General features: G+C 51.3%; 14 protein-coding genes, 1 tRNA gene, 3 rRNA genes, 1 pseudogene and 1 other annotated feature. Of the genes and pseudogenes, 10 read left to right on the forward strand and 9 right to left on the reverse strand.

Annotation, left to right across the window (positions count from 1 at the left end; translation table 11 throughout):
* Positions 1 to 39: 39 nt before the first annotated feature.
* Positions 40 to 1,077 carry a tRNA/rRNA methyltransferase gene (locus tag QUE74_RS16900; RefSeq protein WP_000997419.1) on the reverse strand — a complete coding sequence of 346 codons (1,038 nt, stop codon included), beginning with the start codon at positions 1,075 to 1,077 and terminating at the stop codon, positions 40 to 42.
* Positions 1,078 to 1,283: 206 nt separating this feature from the next.
* On the opposite strand from QUE74_RS16900, the gene trxC reads away from it, so the two are divergent.
* The 5 genes from trxC to QUE74_RS16930 all read left to right on the forward strand — a co-directional run bounded on the left by trxC (position 1,284) and on the right by QUE74_RS16930 (position 6,999).
* On the forward strand, positions 1,284 to 1,703 hold the full coding sequence (gene trxC, locus QUE74_RS16905) for a thioredoxin TrxC (protein WP_001098726.1): 420 nt from the start codon (positions 1,284 to 1,286) through the stop codon (positions 1,701 to 1,703).
* A gap of 68 nt (positions 1,704 to 1,771) precedes the next feature.
* The gene (tapT, locus tag QUE74_RS16910; RefSeq protein ID WP_001354828.1) at positions 1,772 to 2,470 is read left to right on the forward strand and encodes a tRNA-uridine aminocarboxypropyltransferase; all 699 of its coding nucleotides are present in this window, start codon (positions 1,772 to 1,774) and stop codon (positions 2,468 to 2,470) included.
* Positions 2,471 to 2,501: 31 nt separating this feature from the next.
* The gene (patZ, locus tag QUE74_RS16915) at positions 2,502 to 5,162 is read left to right on the forward strand and encodes a peptidyl-lysine N-acetyltransferase PatZ (protein ID WP_000083014.1); all 2,661 of its coding nucleotides are present in this window, start codon (positions 2,502 to 2,504) and stop codon (positions 5,160 to 5,162) included.
* Between the two features lie 113 nt (positions 5,163 to 5,275).
* Complete coding sequence (pssA, locus tag QUE74_RS16925; RefSeq protein ID WP_000949270.1) at positions 5,276 to 6,631, forward strand: CDP-diacylglycerol--serine O-phosphatidyltransferase; 1,356 nt, start codon at positions 5,276 to 5,278, stop codon at positions 6,629 to 6,631.
* Between the two features lie 44 nt (positions 6,632 to 6,675).
* Positions 6,676 to 6,999 carry a YfiM family lipoprotein gene (locus QUE74_RS16930; protein ID WP_001221087.1) on the forward strand — a complete coding sequence of 108 codons (324 nt, stop codon included), beginning with the start codon at positions 6,676 to 6,678 and terminating at the stop codon, positions 6,997 to 6,999.
* Here QUE74_RS16930 and kgtP read toward each other — a convergent pair.
* The 8 genes from kgtP to rluD form a co-directional block, all read right to left on the reverse strand.
* Positions 6,996 to 8,294, reverse strand: a complete 1,299-nt coding sequence (kgtP, locus tag QUE74_RS16935; RefSeq protein WP_000140612.1) for an alpha-ketoglutarate permease — start codon at positions 8,292 to 8,294, stop codon at positions 6,996 to 6,998. The two genes, QUE74_RS16930 and kgtP, sit on opposite strands and share 4 nt — an antisense overlap.
* A 326-nt stretch (positions 8,295 to 8,620) precedes the next feature.
* A 5S ribosomal RNA gene (gene rrf, locus QUE74_RS16940) occupies positions 8,621 to 8,736 on the reverse strand.
* 97 nt (positions 8,737 to 8,833) lie between these two features.
* Positions 8,834 to 11,738, reverse strand: a 23S ribosomal RNA gene (locus QUE74_RS16945).
* 184 nt (positions 11,739 to 11,922) lie between these two features.
* Positions 11,923 to 11,998 (reverse strand) — tRNA-Glu (locus tag QUE74_RS16950).
* A gap of 171 nt (positions 11,999 to 12,169) precedes the next feature.
* Positions 12,170 to 13,711, reverse strand: a 16S ribosomal RNA gene (locus QUE74_RS16955).
* Together the 16S, 23S and 5S rRNA genes with 1 tRNA gene alongside form the textbook arrangement of a ribosomal RNA operon.
* 442 nt (positions 13,712 to 14,153) lie before the next feature.
* Positions 14,154 to 16,727, reverse strand: a complete 2,574-nt coding sequence (gene clpB / locus QUE74_RS16960; protein WP_001235102.1) for an ATP-dependent chaperone ClpB — start codon at positions 16,725 to 16,727, stop codon at positions 14,154 to 14,156.
* A 129-nt stretch (positions 16,728 to 16,856) separates the two neighbouring features.
* The gene (gene yfiH / locus QUE74_RS16965) at positions 16,857 to 17,588 is read right to left on the reverse strand and encodes a purine nucleoside phosphorylase YfiH (RefSeq protein ID WP_000040158.1); all 732 of its coding nucleotides are present in this window, start codon (positions 17,586 to 17,588) and stop codon (positions 16,857 to 16,859) included.
* The gene (gene rluD, locus QUE74_RS16970; RefSeq protein ID WP_000079112.1) at positions 17,585 to 18,565 is read right to left on the reverse strand and encodes a 23S rRNA pseudouridine(1911/1915/1917) synthase RluD; all 981 of its coding nucleotides are present in this window, start codon (positions 18,563 to 18,565) and stop codon (positions 17,585 to 17,587) included. Before rluD ends, yfiH begins: the two co-directional genes overlap by 4 nt.
* Positions 18,566 to 18,699: 134 nt before the next feature.
* On the opposite strand from rluD, the gene bamD reads away from it, so the two are divergent.
* From bamD to pheA, 5 genes and pseudogenes are all read left to right on the forward strand, one after another.
* The gene (bamD, locus tag QUE74_RS16975) at positions 18,700 to 19,437 is read left to right on the forward strand and encodes an outer membrane protein assembly factor BamD (RefSeq protein ID WP_000197678.1); all 738 of its coding nucleotides are present in this window, start codon (positions 18,700 to 18,702) and stop codon (positions 19,435 to 19,437) included.
* Positions 19,438 to 19,558: 121 nt separating this feature from the next.
* Positions 19,559 to 20,270, forward strand: a pseudogene (locus QUE74_RS16980) (IS4 family transposase).
* Between the two features lie 259 nt (positions 20,271 to 20,529).
* Positions 20,530 to 20,871, forward strand: a complete 342-nt coding sequence (gene raiA, locus QUE74_RS16985; RefSeq protein ID WP_000178456.1) for a ribosome-associated translation inhibitor RaiA — start codon at positions 20,530 to 20,532, stop codon at positions 20,869 to 20,871.
* 102 nt (positions 20,872 to 20,973) lie between these two features.
* Positions 20,974 to 21,099 (forward strand) — a sequence feature (Phe leader region).
* Positions 20,975 to 21,022: a pheA operon leader peptide PheL gene (gene pheL, locus QUE74_RS16990; protein ID WP_001386991.1), complete on the forward strand. Its 48-nt coding sequence runs from the start codon at positions 20,975 to 20,977 to the stop codon at positions 21,020 to 21,022. Its footprint overlaps the feature before it by 48 nt.
* 21 nt (positions 21,100 to 21,120) lie before the next feature.
* Positions 21,121 to 22,281 (forward strand): bifunctional chorismate mutase/prephenate dehydratase, encoded by a 1,161-nt coding sequence (gene pheA / locus QUE74_RS16995; RefSeq protein WP_000200113.1) that lies wholly within the window; start codon positions 21,121 to 21,123, stop codon positions 22,279 to 22,281.
* Positions 22,282 to 22,320: the final 39 nt, after the last annotated feature.

Raw genomic sequence — 22,320 nt, forward strand, 5'->3', positions numbered from 1 at the left:
GAAAACGCCGGATGGCAGAATTGCCACCCGGCTGATTTATCAGGCTTTGTTCTGACGCCACCATTCGCCAAGCAAAACGCCGGTTGCAACAGAGATATTCAGCCCGGCAACATTGCCAGTTCCGTCAATCTTCACGCGCAAATCGTTCGGATCGCGTGCGGCATCCGGTAACCCTTCATATTCCTGACCCAGCACTAGCACCATTTTCTCTGGCAGACTGGTTTTGAACAGCGGTTTACCCTGCTCGCTGGAGGTGGTCACTACGGTGTAACCCGCCTGGCGGAAGTCATCCAGCACGTTAACAATGTTGTCGCCAGTAATCGGCTGAACATGCTCTGCACCGCCTTCTGCGGTACGGATAGCCGCACCGGATTCCAGCAACGCCGCATCCTGCACCACAACGCCTTTCACGCCGAAGTGCGCGCAACTGCGCATCATGCCACCCAGGTTATGCGGGTTAGATTCGTTTTCCAGTGCCAGTACACAATCCTGCGCACCTGCCTGACTTACCCACTGCTGCACGGTTGTACCGTTACGCTTTTTGATCAGGAAGCAAACGCCGCCGTGATGTTCCGTGCCTGACGCTTTGGTCAGTTCCGCTTCATCCACCACATGATACGCTTTGCGGTTTGCCGCCATCCAGCGCAATGCTTCTTTAAAACGTGGCGTTACGCTCTGAATAAACCAGGCGCGAACAATCGCTTCGGGGCGGCTCTGGAACAGTGCCTGACAGGCGTTTTCGCCGTAGACGCGGGTTTCTTCCGCACGCTGACGACGCAACACTTCCGGATCAATAAAACTTTTACCACTGATGCCACCGTGATCGGCCTTTTCCGGCGTCTCATCACCCGGCGCGCGGGAAACCGTGCGCCACGGAGACTCTTCCCACTTGCGGTCACGGGGCTGACTTTGTTTGTCATCGCGGGCGGGGCGACGGCCACCGTCGGCACGAGATTTTCCTGGACGCCCGCCCCCTTTCCCGGTACGCGGGTTATGGGTACGTTTATCAGAATCATCATCACTGCGGACATACATCACTTTGACCTTGCCGCTTTTACCTTTCATCTCATCGTTCATGCTTTTCTCCACCAGCGCTGCGCGAAGCGCGCAGATTACCCGAAGTGCGCGCGGTTCGCCATGATTTCGTACCAAAGCCTGCGACTATCATACCTATTGAATAAAACAGATTGTTGTCTGGAACAATGTCCCCGATAATATGTAACATATTAGAAACATACCGGCGTCGTTGCCGATAAGTCTCCTTACTCATCCCGAGGTTAGTTATGAATACCGTTTGTACCCATTGTCAGGCCATCAATCGCATTCCCGACGATCGGATCGAAGATGCGGCAAAATGCGGACGCTGCGGTCACGACTTGTTTGACGGAGAGGTGATTAATGCGACCGGTGAAACGCTCGATAAATTGCTGAAAGATGATCTGCCTGTGGTGATCGACTTCTGGGCGCCGTGGTGCGGCCCCTGCCGTAATTTCGCACCAATTTTTGAAGATGTTGCGCAAGAGCGTAGCGGTAAAGTGCGCTTTGTGAAAGTGAATACCGAAGCTGAACGTGAATTAAGCAGCCGCTTTGGTATTCGTAGCATTCCGACAATCATGATTTTCAAAAACGGTCAGGTTGTCGACATGCTTAATGGCGCAGTACCAAAAGCACCTTTCGATAGCTGGCTGAACGAATCGCTTTAATCTTGTCGGGGTGCATCTTGTGCCCCGTTTTCTCCTCTGCGACAATGGCGTTTTTTCGACGCTCTCTTATGACCGAAAACGCTGTTCTCCAGTTACGCGCCGAGCGTATTGCGCGCGCAACACGTCCTTTTCTTGCCCGCGGTAATCGCGTTCGTCGCTGCCAACGCTGTCTTTTGCCAGAGAAATTATGTCTCTGTTCGACAATTACTCCAGCGGAAGCTAAAAGTCGCTTTTGTTTGCTGATGTTCGACACCGAGCCAATGAAGCCCAGTAACACCGGGCGTCTGATTGCCGATATCTTGCCAAATACCGTCGCGTTTCAATGGTCCCGTACCGAACCCTCGCAGGATTTGCTGGCTCTGGTACAAAACCCGGATTATCAACCGGTGGTGGTCTTCCCTGCCTCATATGCTAATGAACAACGGGAAGTGATTTTTACACCACCTGCTGGTAAGCCACCGCTGTTTATCATGCTCGATGGTACCTGGCCGGAAGCTCGCAAGATGTTTCGTAAAAGTCCGTATCTGGATAATCTCCCCGTCATTTCCGTCGATCTTTCCCGGCTATCTGCCTATCGCCTGCGTGAAGCCCAGGCTGAAGGCCAATACTGCACTGCCGAAGTTGCCATCGCACTGTTAGATATGGCCGGCGATACCGGAGCGGCGGCAGGTCTAGGCGAGTATTTCACCCGCTTTAAAACACGCTATCTGGCAGGAAAAACGCAACATCTGGGTAGCATCACAGCAGAACAGTTAGAAAGCGTTTAAAATCATTCGGTCACTTCTGCGGGAGACCGATATGAGTCAGCGAGGACTGGAAGCATTACTGCGACCAAAATCGATTGCGGTAATTGGCGCATCGATGAAACCCAATCGCGCAGGTTATCTGATGATGCGTAACCTGCTGGCGGGGGGATTTAACGGGCCGGTACTCCCGGTGACGCCTGCCTGGAAAGCGGTGTTGGGTGTGTTGGCCTGGCCGGATATTGCCAGCCTGCCCTTTACACCCGATCTTGCGGTTTTATGTACCAATGCCAGCCGCAATCTTGCTCTTCTGGAAGAGCTCGGCGAGAAAGGCTGTAAAACCTGCATTATTCTTTCCGCCCCGGTATCGCAACACGAAGATCTCCGCGCCTGCGCCCTGCGCCATAACATGCGTCTGCTGGGGCCAAACAGTCTGGGATTACTGGCCCCCTGGCAAGGCCTGAATGCCAGCTTTTCGCCTGTACCGATTAAACGCGGCAAACTGGCGTTTATTTCGCAGTCTGCCGCCGTCTCCAATACCATCCTCGACTGGGCACAACAGCGGGAAATGGGCTTTTCCTACTTTATTGCTCTCGGCGACAGCCTGGATATCGACGTTGATGAATTGCTCGATTATCTGGCGCGCGACAGCAAAACCAGTGCAATCCTGCTCTACCTCGAACAATTAAGTGATGCGCGACGTTTTGTTTCGGCTGCACGTAGCGCCTCACGTAATAAACCGATTCTGGTGATTAAAAGTGGACGTAGCCCGGCGGCGCAACGACTACTGAACACCACGGCAGGAATGGATCCTGCTTGGGATGCAGCTATTCAGCGCGCCGGTTTGTTGCGAGTACAGGATACCCACGAGCTGTTTTCGGCAGTCGAAACCCTTAGCCATATGCGCCCGCTACGTGGAGAGCGGCTGATGATTATCAGCAACGGTGCAGCACCTGCCGCACTGGCGCTGGATGCCTTATGGTCACGCAATGGCAAGCTGGCTACGCTCAGTGAAGAAACCTGCCAGAAATTGCGCGATGCACTGCCAGAACATGTGGCAATCTCTAACCCGCTCGATCTTCGTGATGACGCCAGTAGTGAGCATTATATTAAAACGCTGGATATTCTGCTCCACAGTCAGGATTTTGATGCGCTGATGGTTATTCATTCGCCCAGCGCCGCTGCTCCCGCAACAGAAAGCGCACATGCATTAATTGAAGCGGTAAAGCATCATCCCCGCAGCAAGTATGTTTCTCTGCTGACGAACTGGTGCGGCGAGCACTCCTCGCAAGAGGCACGACGTTTATTCAGCGAAGCCGGGCTGCCGACCTACCGCACCCCGGAAGGAACCATCACCGCTTTTATGCATATGGTGGAGTACCGGCGTAATCAGAAGCAACTACGCGAAACGCCGGCGTTGCCCAGCAATCTGACCTCTAATACCGCAGAAGCGCATCTTCTGTTGCAACAGGCCATTGTCGAAGGGGCAACGTCGCTCGATACCCATGAAGTTCAGCCTATCCTGCAAGCGTACGGCATGAACACACTTCCCACCTGGATTGCCACTGACAGCACCGAGGCTGTGCATATTGCCGAACAGATTGGTTATCCGGTGGCACTAAAATTACGCTCGCCGGATATTCCACATAAATCAGAAGTTCAGGGCGTCATGCTCTACTTGCGTACAGCCAATGAAGTCCAGCAAGCCGCAAATGCTATTTTCGATCGCGTAAAAATGGCCTGGCCGCAGGCGCGTATCCACGGCCTGCTGGTACAAAGTATGGCTAACCGTGCTGGCGCTCAGGAGTTGCGAGTAGTGGTTGAGCACGATCCGGTTTTCGGACCGTTGATCATGCTGGGCGAAGGCGGTGTGGAGTGGCGTCCTGAAGATCAAGCCGTCGTCGCACTACCGCCGCTGAACATGAACCTGGCACGTTATCTGGTCATTCAGGGGATCAAAAGTAAAAAGATTCGTGCGCGTAGTGCGCTACGCCCGCTGGATGTGGCGGGATTAAGCCAGTTACTGGTGCAGGTTTCTAACTTGATTGTTGATTGTCCGGAGATTCAGAGGCTGGATATTCATCCTTTGCTGGCTTCCGGCAATGAATTTACCGCGCTTGATGTCACGCTGGATATCGCTCCGTTTGAAGGCGATAACGAGAGTCGCCTGGCTGTGCGCCCTTATCCTCATCAGCTGGAAGAATGGGTAGAATTGAAAAACGGCGAACGTTGCTTGTTCCGCCCGATTTTGCCGGAAGATGAGCCACAGCTTCAGCAATTCATTTCGCGAGTCACCAAAGAAGATCTTTATTACCGCTACTTTAGCGAGATCAACGAATTTACCCATGAAGATTTAGCCAACATGACGCAGATCGACTACGATCGGGAAATGGCGTTTGTAGCGGTACGACGTATTGATCAAACGGAAGAGATCCTCGGCGTCACGCGTGCGATCTCCGATCCTGATAACATCGATGCCGAATTTGCCGTGCTGGTTCGCTCGGATCTCAAAGGGTTAGGCTTAGGTCGACGCTTAATGGAAAAGTTGATTACCTATACGCGAGATCACGGACTGCAACGTCTGAATGGTATTACGATGCCAAACAATCGTGGCATGGTGGCGCTGGCCCGCAAGCTCGGGTTTAACGTTGATATCCAGCTCGAAGAGGGGATCGTTGGGCTTACGCTAAATCTTGCCCAGCGCGAGGAATCATGAGTAAGGTACTGGAAATGTTGACCACTTAATCGGGACTGGTGTTATTATTGCCCGCTTATGTCGTCTGCATTGCACAGAGGACCCTTCAATGAACAGAGAAGAAATGCACTGTGATGTTGTCAAAATTTAAGCGTAATAAACATCAACAACACCTTGCCCAACTACCCAAGATTTCTCAATCAGTTGATGATGTCGATTTCTTTTACGCTCCCGCCGACTTCCGGGAGACGCTGCTGGAAAAAATAGCCAGCGCGAAGCAGCGCATTTGCATTGTCGCCCTGTATCTCGAACAGGATGACGGTGGCAAAGGCATTCTGAACGCGTTGTATGAGGCTAAACGGCAGCGTCCGGAACTGGATGTGCGGGTGCTGGTCGACTGGCATCGTGCACAACGTGGACGCATTGGTGCTGCGGCGTCTAATACTAACGCTGACTGGTACTGCCGCATGGCGCAGGAAAATCCGGGCGTAGATGTTCCGGTTTATGGCGTTCCAATCAATACCCGTGAAGCCCTTGGCGTCCTGCACTTTAAAGGCTTTATCATCGACGATACCGTACTTTATAGCGGTGCCAGCCTGAACGATGTTTACCTGCATCAGCACGATAAATATCGCTACGACCGTTATCATCTGATCCGTAACCGTAAGATGTCAGACATTATGTTTGAATGGGTTACACAGAATATTATGAATGGCCGCGGCGTTAATCGTCTGGATGATGTTAATCGGCCAAAAAGCCCGGAAATCAAGAACGATATTCGTCTGTTCCGCCAGGAGCTGCGTGATGCCGCTTATCATTTCCAGGGCGATGCTGACAACGATCAGCTTTCCGTAACGCCGTTGGTAGGTCTGGGGAAATCGAGTCTGTTGAACAAGACCATTTTCCATCTTATGCCTTGTGCCGAGCAGAAACTAACCATTTGTACACCATATTTCAACCTGCCAGCAATCCTTGTGCGTAATATCATCCAGTTACTGCGCGAAGGGAAAAAGGTCGAAATTATTGTTGGCGATAAAACTGCGAATGACTTCTTTATTCCGGAAGATGAACCTTTCAAGATAATCGGTGCACTGCCTTATCTCTATGAGATCAATCTGCGTCGTTTCCTGAGCCGTTTGCAGTATTACGTCAATACTGACCAGTTAGTGGTTCGGTTATGGAAAGACGACGACAACACCTATCACCTGAAAGGGATGTGGGTTGATGATAAGTGGATGCTGATCACCGGCAATAACCTGAACCCACGCGCCTGGCGTCTGGATCTGGAAAACGCCATTTTGATTCACGATCCGCAACTGGAACTTGCGCCACAGCGTGAGAAAGAACTGGAACTGATCCGCGAGCATACCACCATCGTTAAGCACTACCGCGATCTGCAAAGCATTGCCGATTATCCGGTGAAGGTTCGTAAACTTATCCGCCGTTTGCGCCGTATCCGCATCGACCGATTAATTAGCCGCATCCTGTAATCACAACCCCGTCCTGTACGGGGTTTGTTTTTGGAGGCCACGTTTTGCGTATTCTTTTTGTCTGTTCGCTATTGTTACTTTCTGGATGCAGCCATATGGCTAACGATAGCTGGAGCGGGCAGGATAAAGCTCAACACTTTATCGCCTCGGCGATGCTTTCCGCTGCCGGAAATGAATATTCACAGCATCAGGGGATGAGTCGCGATCGCAGTGCCACTTTCGGGCTGATGTTCTCTGTTGGGCTGGGCGCGTCAAAAGAACTTTGGGATAGCCGCCCCGAGGGGAGCGGCTGGAGCTGGAAAGATTTTACCTGGGATGTCGCCGGTGCAACTACTGGCTATACCGTCTGGCAGTTGGCGCATAATTAAAGGCGCATCCCCTTCCCTTTGCGATGTAGCATCAAAGAAACCAGAAACGCCACCACGGCCATCAAGGTCACATACCAGAAGAAGGCTGTTTCCATTCCTATTGATTTCAGCGACAACGCTACGTACTCTGCTGAGCCACCAAATATAGCATTGGCGACCGCATACGACAGACCAACACCTAATGCGCGAACCTGTGCCGGGAACATTTCAGCCTTTAGTATTCCACTGATTGAAGTATAAAAACTCACTATCAGCAGGGCGCACATCACTAGACCAAAAGCGGCATAAGGCGAAGAAACGTTCTGCAATGCTGAGAGAATAGGAACGGTAAAAATGGTTGCCAGAGAACCGAAACATAACATTGAGGTACGACGACCAATCTTATCCGACAGCGCGCCAATAAGTGGTTGAATAAGCATGAATACAAACAATGCGGCAGTCATAATGCCACTCGCCACGTTGGCATGCATTCCCGCAGTATTTACCAGATACTTCTGCATATAAGTGGTGAAGGTATAGAAACAAAGGGAGCCCGCAGCGGTAAAACCGAGAACCATGATGAATGCACGGCGATTGCGCCATAATCCTTTCAGAGATCCAGCTTCTTTTAAAGCGCGTGTTTCTTGTTGTGAAGTTTCATCTAACTGACGACGTAACCACAACGCCACAACAGCTAACACAGCTCCTAACGCGAAAGGAATACGCCATCCCCACTCTCTGAGTGCAGCGTCTTCCATGGTGTGTTGTAAAACCACGACAACCAGTAGAGCTAGCAGTTGCCCGCCGATCAACGTCACATACTGAAATGATGCGTAAAAACCTTTGCGCCCTTCAACGGCAACTTCACTCATATAGGTGGCGCTGGTGCCATATTCTCCGCCAACGGATAATCCCTGGAATAAACGAGCAAGAAGCAATAATGCCGGAGCCCAGGTACCGATTGTTTCGTAGCCTGGCAAACAGGCGATAACCAGTGAGCCGAAACACATCATACACACCGATAACAACATCGATTTTTTGCGACCATGTTTATCGGCTATCCGGCCAAATAGCCAACCGCCTATTGGGCGCATCAGAAATCCCGCAGCAAAAACACCTGCTGTTTGCAGTAGTTGAGTCGTCGTGTTCCCGGAAGGGAAGAAGATGTGGGCGAAGTAGAGTGAACAGAACGAGTAGACATAGAAATCGAACCACTCGACCAAATTACCTGAAGAGGCCCCCACAATTGCCCAGATGCGGCGACGAGTATCACTACTTGTCAGTTTGCTGTCTGCCGTTACAGTACTTTCAGTCATGCCATTATGTCTCCTGCCGTAATCCGATGCTTTATCGGTTATCGTTATTTTTTGGCAAAGAAAATGTTATACATTTGTTGCATGTAATTATGCAACCTTAACCATGAATTTAGTTAGCAGGGGAATAGTTATTGAGGATCTTCAGTATAGAATTCAGGTATGGAGGACGTATAGAAGTGGGCAAGTTGGGGAAGCCGTATTCGCTGTTGAATCTGGCTTATGTGGGAGCGTAGGACGGATAAGATGCAGCCAGCGTCGCATCCGGCATTTTTTCCGCACCAGCGCAAAAAGGCCATCCTGACGGATGGCCTTCTGCTTAATTTGATGCCTGGCAGTTCCCTACTCTCGCATGGGGAGACCCCACACTACCATCGGCGCTACGGCGTTTCACTTCTGAGTTCGGCATGGGGTCAGGTGGGACCACCGCGCTAAGGCCGCCAGGCAAATTCTGTTTTATCAGACCGCTTCTGCGTTCTGATTTAATCTGTTATCAAGCTTACTTATCGATGTCTCTTCCGCCAAAACATCTTCGGCGTTGTAAGGTTAAGCCTCACGGTTCATTAGTACCGGTTAGCTCAACGCATCGCTGCGCTTACACACCCGGCCTATCAACGTCGTCGTCTTCAACGTTCCTTCAGGACCCTTAAAGGGTCAGGGAGAACTCATCTCGGGGCAAGTTTCGTGCTTAGATGCTTTCAGCACTTATCTCTTCCGCATTTAGCTACCGGGCAGTGCCATTGGCATGACAACCCGAACACCAGTGATGCGTCCACTCCGGTCCTCTCGTACTAGGAGCAGCCCCCCTCAGTTCTCCAGCGCCCACGGCAGATAGGGACCGAACTGTCTCACGACGTTCTAAACCCAGCTCGCGTACCACTTTAAATGGCGAACAGCCATACCCTTGGGACCTACTTCAGCCCCAGGATGTGATGAGCCGACATCGAGGTGCCAAACACCGCCGTCGATATGAACTCTTGGGCGGTATCAGCCTGTTATCCCCGGAGTACCTTTTATCCGTTGAGCGATGGCCCTTCCATTCAGAACCACCGGATCACTATGACCTGCTTTCGCACCTGCTCGCGCCGTCACGCTCGCAGTCAAGCTGGCTTATGCCATTGCACTAACCTCCTGATGTCCGACCAGGATTAGCCAACCTTCGTGCTCCTCCGTTACTCTTTAGGAGGAGACCGCCCCAGTCAAACTACCCACCAGACACTGTCCGCAACCCCGATAAGGGGCCTACGTTAGAACATCAAACATTAAAGGGTGGTATTTCAAGGTCGGCTCCATGCAGACTGGCGTCCACACTTCAAAGCCTCCCACCTATCCTACACATCAAGGCTCAATGTTCAGTGTCAAGCTATAGTAAAGGTTCACGGGGTCTTTCCGTCTTGCCGCGGGTACACTGCATCTTCACAGCGAGTTCAATTTCACTGAGTCTCGGGTGGAGACAGCCTGGCCATCATTACGCCATTCGTGCAGGTCGGAACTTACCCGACAAGGAATTTCGCTACCTTAGGACCGTTATAGTTACGGCCGCCGTTTACCGGGGCTTCGATCAAGAGCTTCGCGTTACCGCTAACCCCATCAATTAACCTTCCGGCACCGGGCAGGCGTCACACCGTATACGTCCACTTTCGTGTTTGCACAGTGCTGTGTTTTTAATAAACAGTTGCAGCCAGCTGGTATCTTCGACTGATTTCAGCTCCACGAGCAAGTCGCTTCACCTACATATCAGCGTGCCTTCTCCCGAAGTTACGGCACCATTTTGCCTAGTTCCTTCACCCGAGTTCTCTCAAGCGCCTTGGTATTCTCTACCTGACCACCTGTGTCGGTTTGGGGTACGATTTGATGTTACCTGATGCTTAGAGGCTTTTCCTGGAAGCAGGGCATTTGTTGCTTCAGCACCGTAGTGCCTCGTCATCACGCCTCAGCCTTGATTTTCCGGATTTGCCTGGAAAACCAGCCTACACGCTTAAACCGGGACAACCGTCGCCCGGCCAACATAGCCTTCTCCGTCCCCCCTTCGCAGTAACACCAAGTACAGGAATATTAACCTGTTTCCCATCGACTACGCCTTTCGGCCTCGCCTTAGGGGTCGACTCACCCTGCCCCGATTAACGTTGGACAGGAACCCTTGGTCTTCCGGCGAGCGGGCTTTTCACCCGCTTTATCGTTACTTATGTCAGCATTCGCACTTCTGATACCTCCAGCATACCTCACAGTACACCTTCGCAGGCTTACAGAACGCTCCCCTACCCAACAACGCATAAGCGTCGCTGCCGCAGCTTCGGTGCATGGTTTAGCCCCGTTACATCTTCCGCGCAGGCCGACTCGACCAGTGAGCTATTACGCTTTCTTTAAATGATGGCTGCTTCTAAGCCAACATCCTGGCTGTCTGGGCCTTCCCACATCGTTTCCCACTTAACCATGACTTTGGGACCTTAGCTGGCGGTCTGGGTTGTTTCCCTCTTCACGACGGACGTTAGCACCCGCCGTGTGTCTCCCGTGATAACATTCTCCGGTATTCGCAGTTTGCATCGGGTTGGTAAGTCGGGATGACCCCCTTGCCGAAACAGTGCTCTACCCCCGGAGATGAATTCACGAGGCGCTACCTAAATAGCTTTCGGGGAGAACCAGCTATCTCCCGGTTTGATTGGCCTTTCACCCCCAGCCACAAGTCATCCGCTAATTTTTCAACATTAGTCGGTTCGGTCCTCCAGTTAGTGTTACCCAACCTTCAACCTGCCCATGGCTAGATCACCGGGTTTCGGGTCTATACCCTGCAACTTAACGCCCAGTTAAGACTCGGTTTCCCTTCGGCTCCCCTATTCGGTTAACCTTGCTACAGAATATAAGTCGCTGACCCATTATACAAAAGGTACGCAGTCACCCCATAAAGAGGCTCCCACTGCTTGTACGTACACGGTTTCAGGTTCTTTTTCACTCCCCTCGCCGGGGTTCTTTTCGCCTTTCCCTCACGGTACTGGTTCACTATCGGTCAGTCAGGAGTATTTAGCCTTGGAGGATGGTCCCCCCATATTCAGACAGGATACCACGTGTCCCGCCCTACTCATCGAGCTCACAGCATGTGCATTTTTGTGTACGGGGCTGTCACCCTGTATCGCGCGCCTTTCCAGACGCTTCCACTAACACACACACTGATTCAGGCTCTGGGCTCCTCCCCGTTCGCTCGCCGCTACTGGGGGAATCTCGGTTGATTTCTTTTCCTCGGGGTACTTAGATGTTTCAGTTCCCCCGGTTCGCCTCATTAACCTATGGATTCAGTTAATGATAGTGTGTCGAAACACACTGGGTTTCCCCATTCGGAAATCGCCGGTTATAACGGTTCATATCACCTTACCGACGCTTATCGCAGATTAGCACGTCCTTCATCGCCTCTGACTGCCAGGGCATCCACCGTGTACGCTTAGTCGCTTAACCTCACAACCCGAAGATGTTTCACTTCTGATTGCGAAAATTTGAGAGACTCACGAACAACTTTCGTTGTTCAGTGTTTCAATTTTCAGCTTGATCCAGATTTTTAAAGAGCAAATATCTTAAACATGACTCGTAAGTCATCTTTAACGATATCAAGGTCGGCGACTTTCACTCACAAACCAGCAAGTGGCGTCCCCTAGGGGATTCGAACCCCTGTTACCGCCGTGAAAGGGCGGTGTCCTGGGCCTCTAGACGAAGGGGACACGAAAATTGCTTATCACGCGCTGCGTGATATTTTCGTGTAGGGTGAGCTTTCATTAACAGAAAGCGAACGGCCTTATTCTCTTCAGCCTCACTCCCAACGCGTAAACGCCTTGCTATTCACTTTTCATCAGACAATCTGTGTGAGCACTGCAAAGAACAGTTCTTTAAGGTAAGGAGGTGATCCAACCGCAGGTTCCCCTACGGTTACCTTGTTACGACTTCACCCCAGTCATGAATCACAAAGTGGTAAGCGCCCTCCCGAAGGTTAAGCTACCTACTTCTTTTGCAACCCACTCCCATGGTGTGACGGGCGGTGTGTACAAGGCCCGGGAACGTATTCACCGTGGCATTCTGATCCACGATTACTAGCGATTCCGACTTCATGGAGTCGAGTTGCAGACTCCAATCCGGACTACGACGCACTTTATGAGGTCCGCTTGCTCTCGCGAGGTCGCTTCTCTTTGTATGCGCCATTGTAGCACGTGTGTAGCCCTGGTCGTAAGGGCCATGATGACTTGACGTCATCCCCACCTTCCTCCAGTTTATCACTGGCAGTCTCCTTTGAGTTCCCGGCCGGACCGCTGGCAACAAAGGATAAGGGTTGCGCTCGTTGCGGGACTTAACCCAACATTTCACAACACGAGCTGACGACAGCCATGCAGCACCTGTCTCACGGTTCCCGAAGGCACATTCTCATCTCTGAAAACTTCCGTGGATGTCAAGACCAGGTAAGGTTCTTCGCGTTGCATCGAATTAAACCACATGCTCCACCGCTTGTGCGGGCCCCCGTCAATTCATTTGAGTTTTAACCTTGCGGCCGTACTCCCCAGGCGGTCGACTTAACGCGTTAGCTCCGGAAGCCACGCCTCAAGGGCACAACCTCCAAGTCGACATCGTTTACGGCGTGGACTACCAGGGTATCTAATCCTGTTTGCTCCCCACGCTTTCGCACCTGAGCGTCAGTCTTCGTCCAGGGGGCCGCCTTCGCCACCGGTATTCCTCCAGATCTCTACGCATTTCACCGCTACACCTGGAATTCTACCCCCCTCTACGAGACTCAAGCTTGCCAGTATCAGATGCAGTTCCCAGGTTGAGCCCGGGGATTTCACATCTGACTTAACAAACCGCCTGCGTGCGCTTTACGCCCAGTAATTCCGATTAACGCTTGCACCCTCCGTATTACCGCGGCTGCTGGCACGGAGTTAGCCGGTGCTTCTTCTGCGGGTAACGTCAATGAGCAAAGGTATTAACTTTACTCCCTTCCTCCCCGCTGAAAGTACTTTACAACCCGAAGGCCTTCTTCATACACGCGGCATGGCTGCATCAGGCTTGCGCCCATTGTGCAATATTCCCCACTGCTGCCTCCCGTAGGAGTCTGGACCGTGTCTCAGTTCCAGTGTGGCTGGTCATCCTCTCAGACCAGCTAGGGATCGTCGCCTAGGTGAGCCGTTACCCCACCTACTAGCTAATCCCATCTGGGCACATCCGATGGCAAGAGGCCCGAAGGTCCCCCTCTTTGGTCTTGCGACATTATGCGGTATTAGCTACCGTTTCCAGTAGTTATCCCCCTCCATCAGGCAGTTTCCCAGACATTACTCACCCGTCCGCCACTCGTCAGCGAATCAGCAAGCTGATTCCTGTTACCGTTCGACTTGCATGTGTTAGGCCTGCCGCCAGCGTTCAATCTGAGCCATGATCAAACTCTTCAATTTAAAAGTTTGATGCTCAAAGAATTAAACTTCGTAATGAATTACGTGTTCACTCTTGAGACTTGGTATTCATTTTTCGTCTTGCGACGTTAAGAATCCGTATCTTCGAGTGCCCACACAGATTGTCTGATAAATTGTTAAAGAGCAGTGCCGCTTCGCTTTTTCTCAGCGGCGCGGGGTGTGCATAATACGCTTTCCCGCTACAGAGTCAAGCATTTTTTTTGCTTTTCTCTGTCGAGATTCTCAGGAGAACCTCGCTGACCCGGCGGCGTGTTTGCCGTTGTTCCGTGTCAGTGGTGGCGCATTATAGGGAGTTATTCCGGCCTGACAAGCGAAAAATATAAAAACTTTATCGTTCGCTCATTTTTCAGGCAAAACATCTTGAATATAGTCTTTTCCGTCTAATTTATAGACAAAAACGAGCCCCGAAGGACTCGTTTTATCATTACTGGACGGCGACAATCCTGTCTTCATTAACTTCCAGGCGAATAACTTTACCCGGAACCAATTCACCAGACAGTATTTGCTGTGCCAGCGGGTTTTCGATCTGCTGCTGGATAGCACGTTTCAGAGGACGTGCACCATAGACCGGATCGTAACCGTTCTCGCTCAGCAGTTTCAGCGCCTCGTCAGAAATGTGGATTTCATAACCACGTTCTTCCAGACGTTTGTACAGACGTTTCAACTGAATCTGCGCAATCGACGCAATGTGCTGTTCACCCAGCGGATGGAAGACCACCACTTCATCGATACGGTTAATGAATTCCGGACGGAAGTTATGGCTTACCACACCGAGTACCAGCTCTTTCATGTGCGCATAATCCAGTTCACCGAAGCGTTCCTGAATCAAATCGGAACCTAGGTTAGAGGTCATAATGACAACCGTATTACGGAAGTCGACCGTTCTCCCCTGCCCGTCAGTCAGACGTCCATCATCCAGTACCTGCAACAGAATGTTGAAGACATCCGGATGCGCTTTTTCCACTTCATCCAGCAGGATGACGGAATACGGACGACGACGCACCGCTTCGGTCAGGTAGCCACCTTCTTCATAACCGACATATCCCGGAGGCGCACCAACCAGACGAGACACCGAGTGTTTCTCCATAAACTCGGACATATCGATACGGACCATCGCCTCGTCGCTATCAAACATAAAGTTCGCCAGCGCCTTACAAAGCTCAGTTTTACCCACACCAGTTGGGCCAAGGAACAGGAATGAACCAATCGGGCGATTTGGATCCGCAAGCCCCGCACGGCTACGACGAATAGCGTTAGATACCGCATCAACCGCTTCGTTCTGACCAATAACGCGATGGTGCAGTTCTTGCTCCATACGCAGCAGTTTTTCGCGCTCGCTTTCCATCATGCGAGAAACCGGAATCCCCGTCCAACGCGCCAGCACTTCAGCAATTTCGGCGTCGGTCACTTTATTACGCAAGAGACGCATAGTTTTGCCTTCGAGCTGCGTTGCGGCTTCCAGTTGCTTTTCCAGTTCTGGAATTTTGCCATATTGCAGTTCAGACATCCGCGCCAGATCACCCACACGGCGAGCCTGTTCAATGGCGATTTTCGCCTGTTCCAGTTCCGCTTTAATGGTCTGCGTACCAGAAAGCGACGCTTTCTCAGCTTTCCACTCTTCTTCTAACTCGGAATACTGACGTTCTTTGTCGCTCAGTTCTTCGTTGAGCATATCCAGGCGTTTTTTACTGGCTTCATCAGACTCTTTCATTAACGCCTGTTGTTCCAGTTTGAGCTGGATGATACGACGATCGAGTCGGTCGAGTTCTTCTGGTTTTGAGTCAATCTGCATACGAATGCTGGATGCTGCTTCATCGATCAGGTCGATGGCTTTATCCGGCAACTGACGGTCAGCAATGTAGCGATGAGACAACGTCGCCGCTGCAACAATTGCCGGGTCAGTAATTTGCACATGGTGGTGCAGTTCGTAACGTTCTTTCAGGCCACGCAGAATAGCAATGGTGTCTTCAACAGAAGGCTCGGCAACAAACACTTTCTGGAAACGACGTTCCAGCGCAGCATCTTTTTCGATGTACTGGCGATATTCGTCAAGCGTCGTGGCACCTACGCAGTGCAATTCACCACGCGCCAGCGCCGGTTTCAGCATGTTGCCGGCATCCATTGCGCCATCGGCTTTACCCGCACCGACCATGGTATGTAATTCGTCGATAAACAGGATGACGTTGCCTTCCTGTTTGGCGAGATCGTTAAGCACGCCTTTTAAACGTTCTTCAAACTCACCGCGATATTTCGCCCCGGCCACCAGCGCGCCCATATCCAGCGCCAGTACGCGGCGGCCTTTCAGCCCTTCCGGTACTTCGCCATTGATAATACGCTGAGCCAGACCTTCAACGATGGCTGTTTTACCAACGCCTGGTTCACCAATCAGCACCGGGTTATTTTTAGTACGACGTTGCAGTACCTGAATGGTACGGCGAATTTCTTCATCACGGCCAATCACCGGATCGAGTTTGCCTTGTTCGGCTCGTTCGGTGAGGTCGATAGTGTATTTTTTCAAAGCCTGACGTTGGTCTTCAGCTCCTTGATCGTTCACGCTTTCACCTCCACGCATTTGTTCAATCGCTTGAGTAATGTTGGCGGTGGTCGCCCCTGCTGCTTTCAGGATGTCGGCCAGCGTGCCGCGAGACTCAAGTGCCGCCAGAACGAACAGTTCTGACGAGATAAAGTTATCACCACGTTTTTGCGCCAGCTTGTCGCAAAGATTAAGAACGCGCACCAGATCCTGTGAGGGCTGGACATCGCCACCAGTGCCTTCAACCTGCGGTAAACGATTTAATGCCTGATTGATATCTGTGCGCAACTGACCAGCATTGATGCCGGCGGATGTTAATAAAGGACTAACCGAACCCCCTTCCTGATTCAGCAGGGCGCTCATTAAATGAAGTGGTTCGATGAATTGGTTGTCGTGCCCGAGTGCAAGTGATTGGGCATCGGCAAGAGCAAGCTGGAATTTATTAGTAAGACGATCCAGACGCATAACTCCTCCCATAACGGATCAAAGTTGCTACTGGAGATTAAATGAGGTCATCCCTCAATTATTCAAGGTTATTGACCAGATTAATGTGAAAAGAAAATCACGCGTACCGGATCGTCTTGATTCTTTAGGTTATATCAGCCAAATGAAACTTGCCATACGACCAGTGGTCTTGTCGCGACGATAAGAGAAGAATGTCTCATTTTCTGTGTATGTACAGCGGTCACCGCCGAAAATTTGCTCAACACCAACATTCGCCAGACGCTGCCGGGCAAGCTGATAAATATCCGCCAGATATTTATCTCCATGCTGAATGAAAGCTGCACTCGCTTTGGCGTCTACTGCCATAAACGCCTCGCGAACCTCCGCTCCCACTTCAAACGCGCGTGGACCAATTGCCGGCCCTAACCAGGCGAGAATGTTTTCGGGATTATCAGCAAAACAGGAAACCGTCTCTTCCAGCACGCCTGCGCACAGTCCACGCCAGCCAGCATGAGCGGCGGCGACTTCCGTTCCCGCTCGATTGCAAAACAGCACAGGGAGGCAGTCAGCCGTCATCACGGCGCAAACCGTGCCGGGCGTATTGCTATAAGAGGCATCCGCTCGTTTTGAGGCATAAGGTCCGCCAGTAAGCTTAAGCACATCTTTGCCGTGTACCTGCTCAAGCCAGACCGGTTTTGAAGGCAAATTGCCCGCAGCAAAAAGTCGCTTACGATTTTCCTCGACGTAATCCGGGTTATCGCCACAATGGGCACCGAGGTTGAGCGAGTCATACGGCGGCAAGCTCACGCCGCCGATACGGGTAGAGCTACAGGCCGCAACACCTTTTGGCAGCGGCCACTGCGGGACAATCAGCTTACTCATAACCAGTCCACTTCATCCTTATGCTCTTCGAAATCGGCGCGCATCACCTCAATCAGCTCCACCATATCTTGTGGAATAGGCGCATGCCATTCCATTTCGATGCCGGAGATCGGGTGATAAAGACGCAGCATGGTTGCATGAAGCGCCTGGCGGTCAAACTTACGCAGCGTGGAGATAAACGCTTCCGAAGCACCTTTTGGCGGACGCGGACGGCCGCCATAAACCGGATCGCCCACCAGCGGATGAGTGATATGGGCCATATGCACGCGGATCTGGTGCGTACGTCCGGTTTCCAGACGCAACCGCAGACGCGTGTGCACACGGAAGTGTTCCATGATGCGATAGTGAGTGACCGCCGGTTTACCCATCGGATGCACCGCCATGTGAGTACGTTTGGTCGGGTGGCGGCTGATTGGTTCATCTACTGTACCGCCAGCGGTCATATGACCAATTGCCACCGCTTCATACTCACGAGTAATTTCACGCCGTTGCAAAGATTCGACTAAACGCGTCTGAGCCGGAACGGTTTTTGCCACAACCATCAGGCCGGTGGTGTCTTTATCCAGACGATGGACGATGCCCGCACGCGGTACATCGGCAATGGGCGGATAATAATGAAGCAACGCATTCAGTACCGTGCCATCCGGGTTACCCGCGCCAGGATGTACCACCAGGTCGCGTGGTTTATTAATGACGATGATATCTTCATCTTCATAGACGATATCCAGCGGGATATCCTGCGGTTCAAAACGCGCTTCTTCTTCAATCTCAGCGTTGATGGCCACCTGCTCGCCACCCAATACTTTTTCTTTCGGCTTATCGCAAACTTTGCCGTTAACCAGCACGCGCTGGTCGAGGATCCATTCTTTTATTCGCGAACGTGAATAATCCGGGAACATTTCGGCCAAAGCCTGATCTAAGCGTTGACCGAGTTGGTTTTCGGACACCGTTGCAGTGAGCTGTACTCGTTGTGCCATATATACTGCTTCTTCGTTTATCGTTGGGGTTTTACGGCTTTGCCGTTTAATATAGTGTGCTATTGTAGCTGGTCTTAACCGGGAGCAGGAACAGAGAATCTCCCGTATTACATTTTGAGGAAAGTCAAAACGTCATGACGCGCATGAAATATCTGGTGGCAGCCGCCACACTAAGCCTGTTTTTGGCGGGTTGCTCGGGGTCAAAGGAAGAAGTACCTGATAATCCGCCAAATGAAATTTACGCGACTGCACAACAAAAGCTGCAGGACGGTAACTGGAGACAGGCAATAACGCAACTGGAAGCGTTAGATAATCGCTATCCGTTTGGTCCGTATTCGCAGCAGGTGCAGCTGGATCTCATCTACGCCTACTATAAAAACGCCGATTTGCCGTTAGCACAGGCTGCCATCGATCGTTTTATTCGCCTTAACCCGACCCATCCGAATATCGATTATGTCATGTACATGCGTGGCCTGACCAATATGGCGCTGGATGACAGTGCGCTGCAAGGGTTCTTTGGCGTTGACCGTAGCGATCGCGATCCTCAACATGCACGAGCTGCGTTTAGTGACTTTTCCAAACTGGTGCGCGGCTATCCGAACAGTCAGTACACCACCGATGCCACCAAACGTCTGGTATTCCTGAAAGATCGTCTGGCGAAATATGAATACTCCGTTGCCGAGTACTATACAGAACGTGGTGCATGGGTTGCTGTCGTTAACCGCGTAGAAGACATGTTGCGCGACTATCCGGATACCCAGGCTACGCGTGATGCGCTGCCGCTGATGGAAAATGCATACCGTCAGATGCAGATGAATGCGCAAGCTGAAAAAGTAGCGAAAATCATCGCCGCAAACAGCAGCAATACATAACAGAAACCTGAAACACAAAACGGCAGCCTTGAGCTGTAATGCCGATCAGTTAAGGATCAGTTGACCGATCCAGTGCCTGTGTAAGAATCCGGAAACGCTCACTCGTTTCCGGATTTTTTTTATGCTCATTGGACAGGCCCTTGATTTGGTATCCCGTTACGATTCTCTGCGTAACCCACTGACTTCTCTGGGGGATTACCTCGACCCCGAACTCATCTCTCGTTGCCTTGCCGAATCAGGTACTGTAACGCTACGCAAGCGCCGTCTTCCCCTCGAAATGATGGTCTGGTGTATTGTTGGCATGGCGCTTGAGCGTAAAGAACCTCTTCACCAGATTGTGAATCGCCTGGACATCATGCTGCCGGGCAATCGCCCCTTCGTTGCCCCCAGTGCCGTTATTCAGGCCCGCCAGCGCCTGGGAAGTGAGGCTGTCCGCCGCGTGTTCACGAAAACAGCGCAGCTCTGGCATAACGCCACGCCGCATCCGCACTGGTGCGGCCTGACCCTGCTGGCCATCGATGGTGTGTTCTGGCGCACACCGGATACACCAGAGAACGATGCAGCCTTCCCTCGCCAGACACATACCGGGACCCCGGCGCTCTACCCGCAGGTCAAAATGGTCTGCCAGATGGAACTGACCAGCCATCTGCTGACGTCGATGACGGACGCCATGCGCTTCACCGGGACGTATACCGGAGCTGATGCGCGATCTTGCAAGTATGGGACAACTTGTGAAATTACCGACAAGAAGGGAAAGGGCCTTCCCGAGAGTGGTAAAGGAGAGGCCCTGGAAATACCCCACAGCCCCAAAAAAGAGCCAGTCAGTTGCTTAACTGACTGGCATTACAGCCTTGAGCTACCGTTTTTTTATTCTGTTAGTTGTGTAACTGAAGCGATTTAGTCACTACCGATCTCATCAAATATGGCTCGCTTTGAGATATTCCTCAAGTAAAAAAACACCTCTTCCTGCGATTTCTCACAAAAAAGATTCGTTGACAAAAAGTGACAAAATTATGAGATTTCCATCACACATTTTGACATCAGGAACGGTATGCTGAATTCACCAAGACGGGAAGACAAGAGGTAAAATTTATGACAATGAACATTACCAGCAAACAAATGGAAATTACTCCGGCCATCCGCCAACATGTCGCAGACCGTCTCGCCAAACTGGAAAAATGGCAAACACATCTGATTAATCCACATATCATTCTGTCCAAAGAGCCACAAGGTTTTGTTGCTGACGCCACAATCAATACACCTAACGGCGTTCTGGTTGCCAGTGGTAAACATGAAGATATGTACACCGCAATTAACGAATTGATCAACAAGCTGGAACGGCAGCTCAATAAACTGCAGCACAAAGGCGAAGCACGTCGTGCCGCAACATCGGTGAAAGACGCCAACTTCGTCGAAGAAGTTGAAGAAGAGTAGTCCTTTATATTGAGTGTATCGCCAACGCGCCTTCGGGCGCGTTTTTTGTTGACAGCGTGAAAACAGTACGGGTACTGTACTAAAGTCACTTAAGGAAACAAACATGAAACACACACCGTTTTTCTTCGCATTCTTTTTTACCTTCCCCTGAATGGGAGGCGTTTCGTCGTGTGAAACAGAATGCGAAGACGAACAATAAGGCCTCCCAAACCGGGGGGCCTTTTTTATTGATAACAAAAAGGCAACACTATGACATCGGAAAACCCGTTACTGGCGCTGCGAGAGAAAATCAGCGCGCTGGATGAAAAATTATTAGCATTACTGGCAGAGCGGCGCGAACTGGCCGTCGAGGTGGGAAAAGCCAAACTGCTCTCTCATCGCCCGGTACGTGATATTGATCGCGAACGCGATTTGCTGGAAAGATTAATTACGCTCGGTAAAGCGCACCATCTGGACGCCCATTACATTACTCGCCTGTTCCAGCTCATCATTGAAGATTCCGTATTAACTCAGCAGGCACTGCTCCAGCAACATCTCAATAAAATTAATCCGCACTCAGCACGCATCGCTTTTCTCGGCCCCAAAGGCTCCTATTCACATCTTGCCGCTCGTCAGTACGCTGCGCGTCACTTTGAGCAATTCATTGAAAGTGGCTGCGCCAAATTTGCCGATATTTTTAATCAGGTGGAAACCGGCCAGGCCGACTATGCCGTCGTACCGATTGAAAATACCAGCTCCGGTGCCATAAACGACGTTTACGATCTGCTGCAACATACCAGTTTGTCGATTGTTGGCGAGATGACGTTAACTATCGATCATTGTTTGTTGGTCTCCGGCACTACTGATTTATCCACCATTAATACGGTCTACAGCCATCCGCAGCCATTCCAGCAATGCAGCAAATTCCTTAATCGTTATCCGCACTGGAAGATTGAATATACCGAAAGTACGTCTGCGGCAATGGAAAAGGTTGCACAGGCAAAATCACCGCATGTTGCTGCGTTGGGAAGCGAAGCTGGCGGCACTTTGTACGGTTTGCAGGTACTGGAGCATATTGAAGCGAATCAGCGACAAAACTTCACCCGATTTGTGGTGTTGGCACGTAAAGCCATTAACGTTTCTGACCAGGTTCCGGCGAAAACGACGTTGTTAATGGCGACCGGACAACAAGCTGGTGCGCTGGTTGAAGCGTTGCTGGTACTGCGCAACCACAATCTGATTATGACCCGTCTGGAATCACGCCCGATTCACGGAAACCCGTGGGAAGAGATGTTTTATCTGGATATTCAGGCCAATCTGGAATCAGCGGAAATGCAACAGGCGTTGAAAGAGCTAGGTGAAATCACTCGCTCGATGAAAGTCCTGGGCTGTTACCCAAGCGAGAATGTGGTACCAGTCGATCCGGCATAATGAAATCGTGCCGGGTGAAACACGCCACCCGGCACTGGA

Source organism: Escherichia sp. 10290 (assembly GCF_030295155.1).
Classification (GTDB): domain Bacteria; phylum Pseudomonadota; class Gammaproteobacteria; order Enterobacterales; family Enterobacteriaceae; genus Escherichia; species Escherichia coli_F.

Bases quoted from the DNA above. Each gene is read 5' to 3' on its own strand.
- yfiH (WP_000040158.1), bottom strand. From the start codon at position 17,588: ATGAGTAAGCTGATTGTCCCGCAGTGGCCGCTGCCAAAAGGTGTTGCG.
- trxC (WP_001098726.1), top strand. From the start codon at position 1,284: ATGAATACCGTTTGTACCCATTGTCAGGCCATCAATCGCATTCCCGAC.
- pheA (WP_000200113.1), top strand. From the start codon at position 21,121: ATGACATCGGAAAACCCGTTACTGGCGCTGCGAGAGAAAATCAGCGCG.
- tapT (WP_001354828.1), top strand. From the start codon at position 1,772: ATGACCGAAAACGCTGTTCTCCAGTTACGCGCCGAGCGTATTGCGCGC.
- kgtP (WP_000140612.1), bottom strand. From the start codon at position 8,294: ATGACTGAAAGTACTGTAACGGCAGACAGCAAACTGACAAGTAGTGAT.
- clpB (WP_001235102.1), bottom strand. From the start codon at position 16,727: ATGCGTCTGGATCGTCTTACTAATAAATTCCAGCTTGCTCTTGCCGAT.
- bamD (WP_000197678.1), top strand. From the start codon at position 18,700: ATGACGCGCATGAAATATCTGGTGGCAGCCGCCACACTAAGCCTGTTT.
- QUE74_RS16900 (WP_000997419.1), bottom strand. From the start codon at position 1,077: ATGAACGATGAGATGAAAGGTAAAAGCGGCAAGGTCAAAGTGATGTAT.
- raiA (WP_000178456.1), top strand. From the start codon at position 20,530: ATGACAATGAACATTACCAGCAAACAAATGGAAATTACTCCGGCCATC.
- patZ (WP_000083014.1), top strand. From the start codon at position 2,502: ATGAGTCAGCGAGGACTGGAAGCATTACTGCGACCAAAATCGATTGCG.
- pssA (WP_000949270.1), top strand. From the start codon at position 5,276: ATGTTGTCAAAATTTAAGCGTAATAAACATCAACAACACCTTGCCCAA.
- rluD (WP_000079112.1), bottom strand. From the start codon at position 18,565: ATGGCACAACGAGTACAGCTCACTGCAACGGTGTCCGAAAACCAACTC.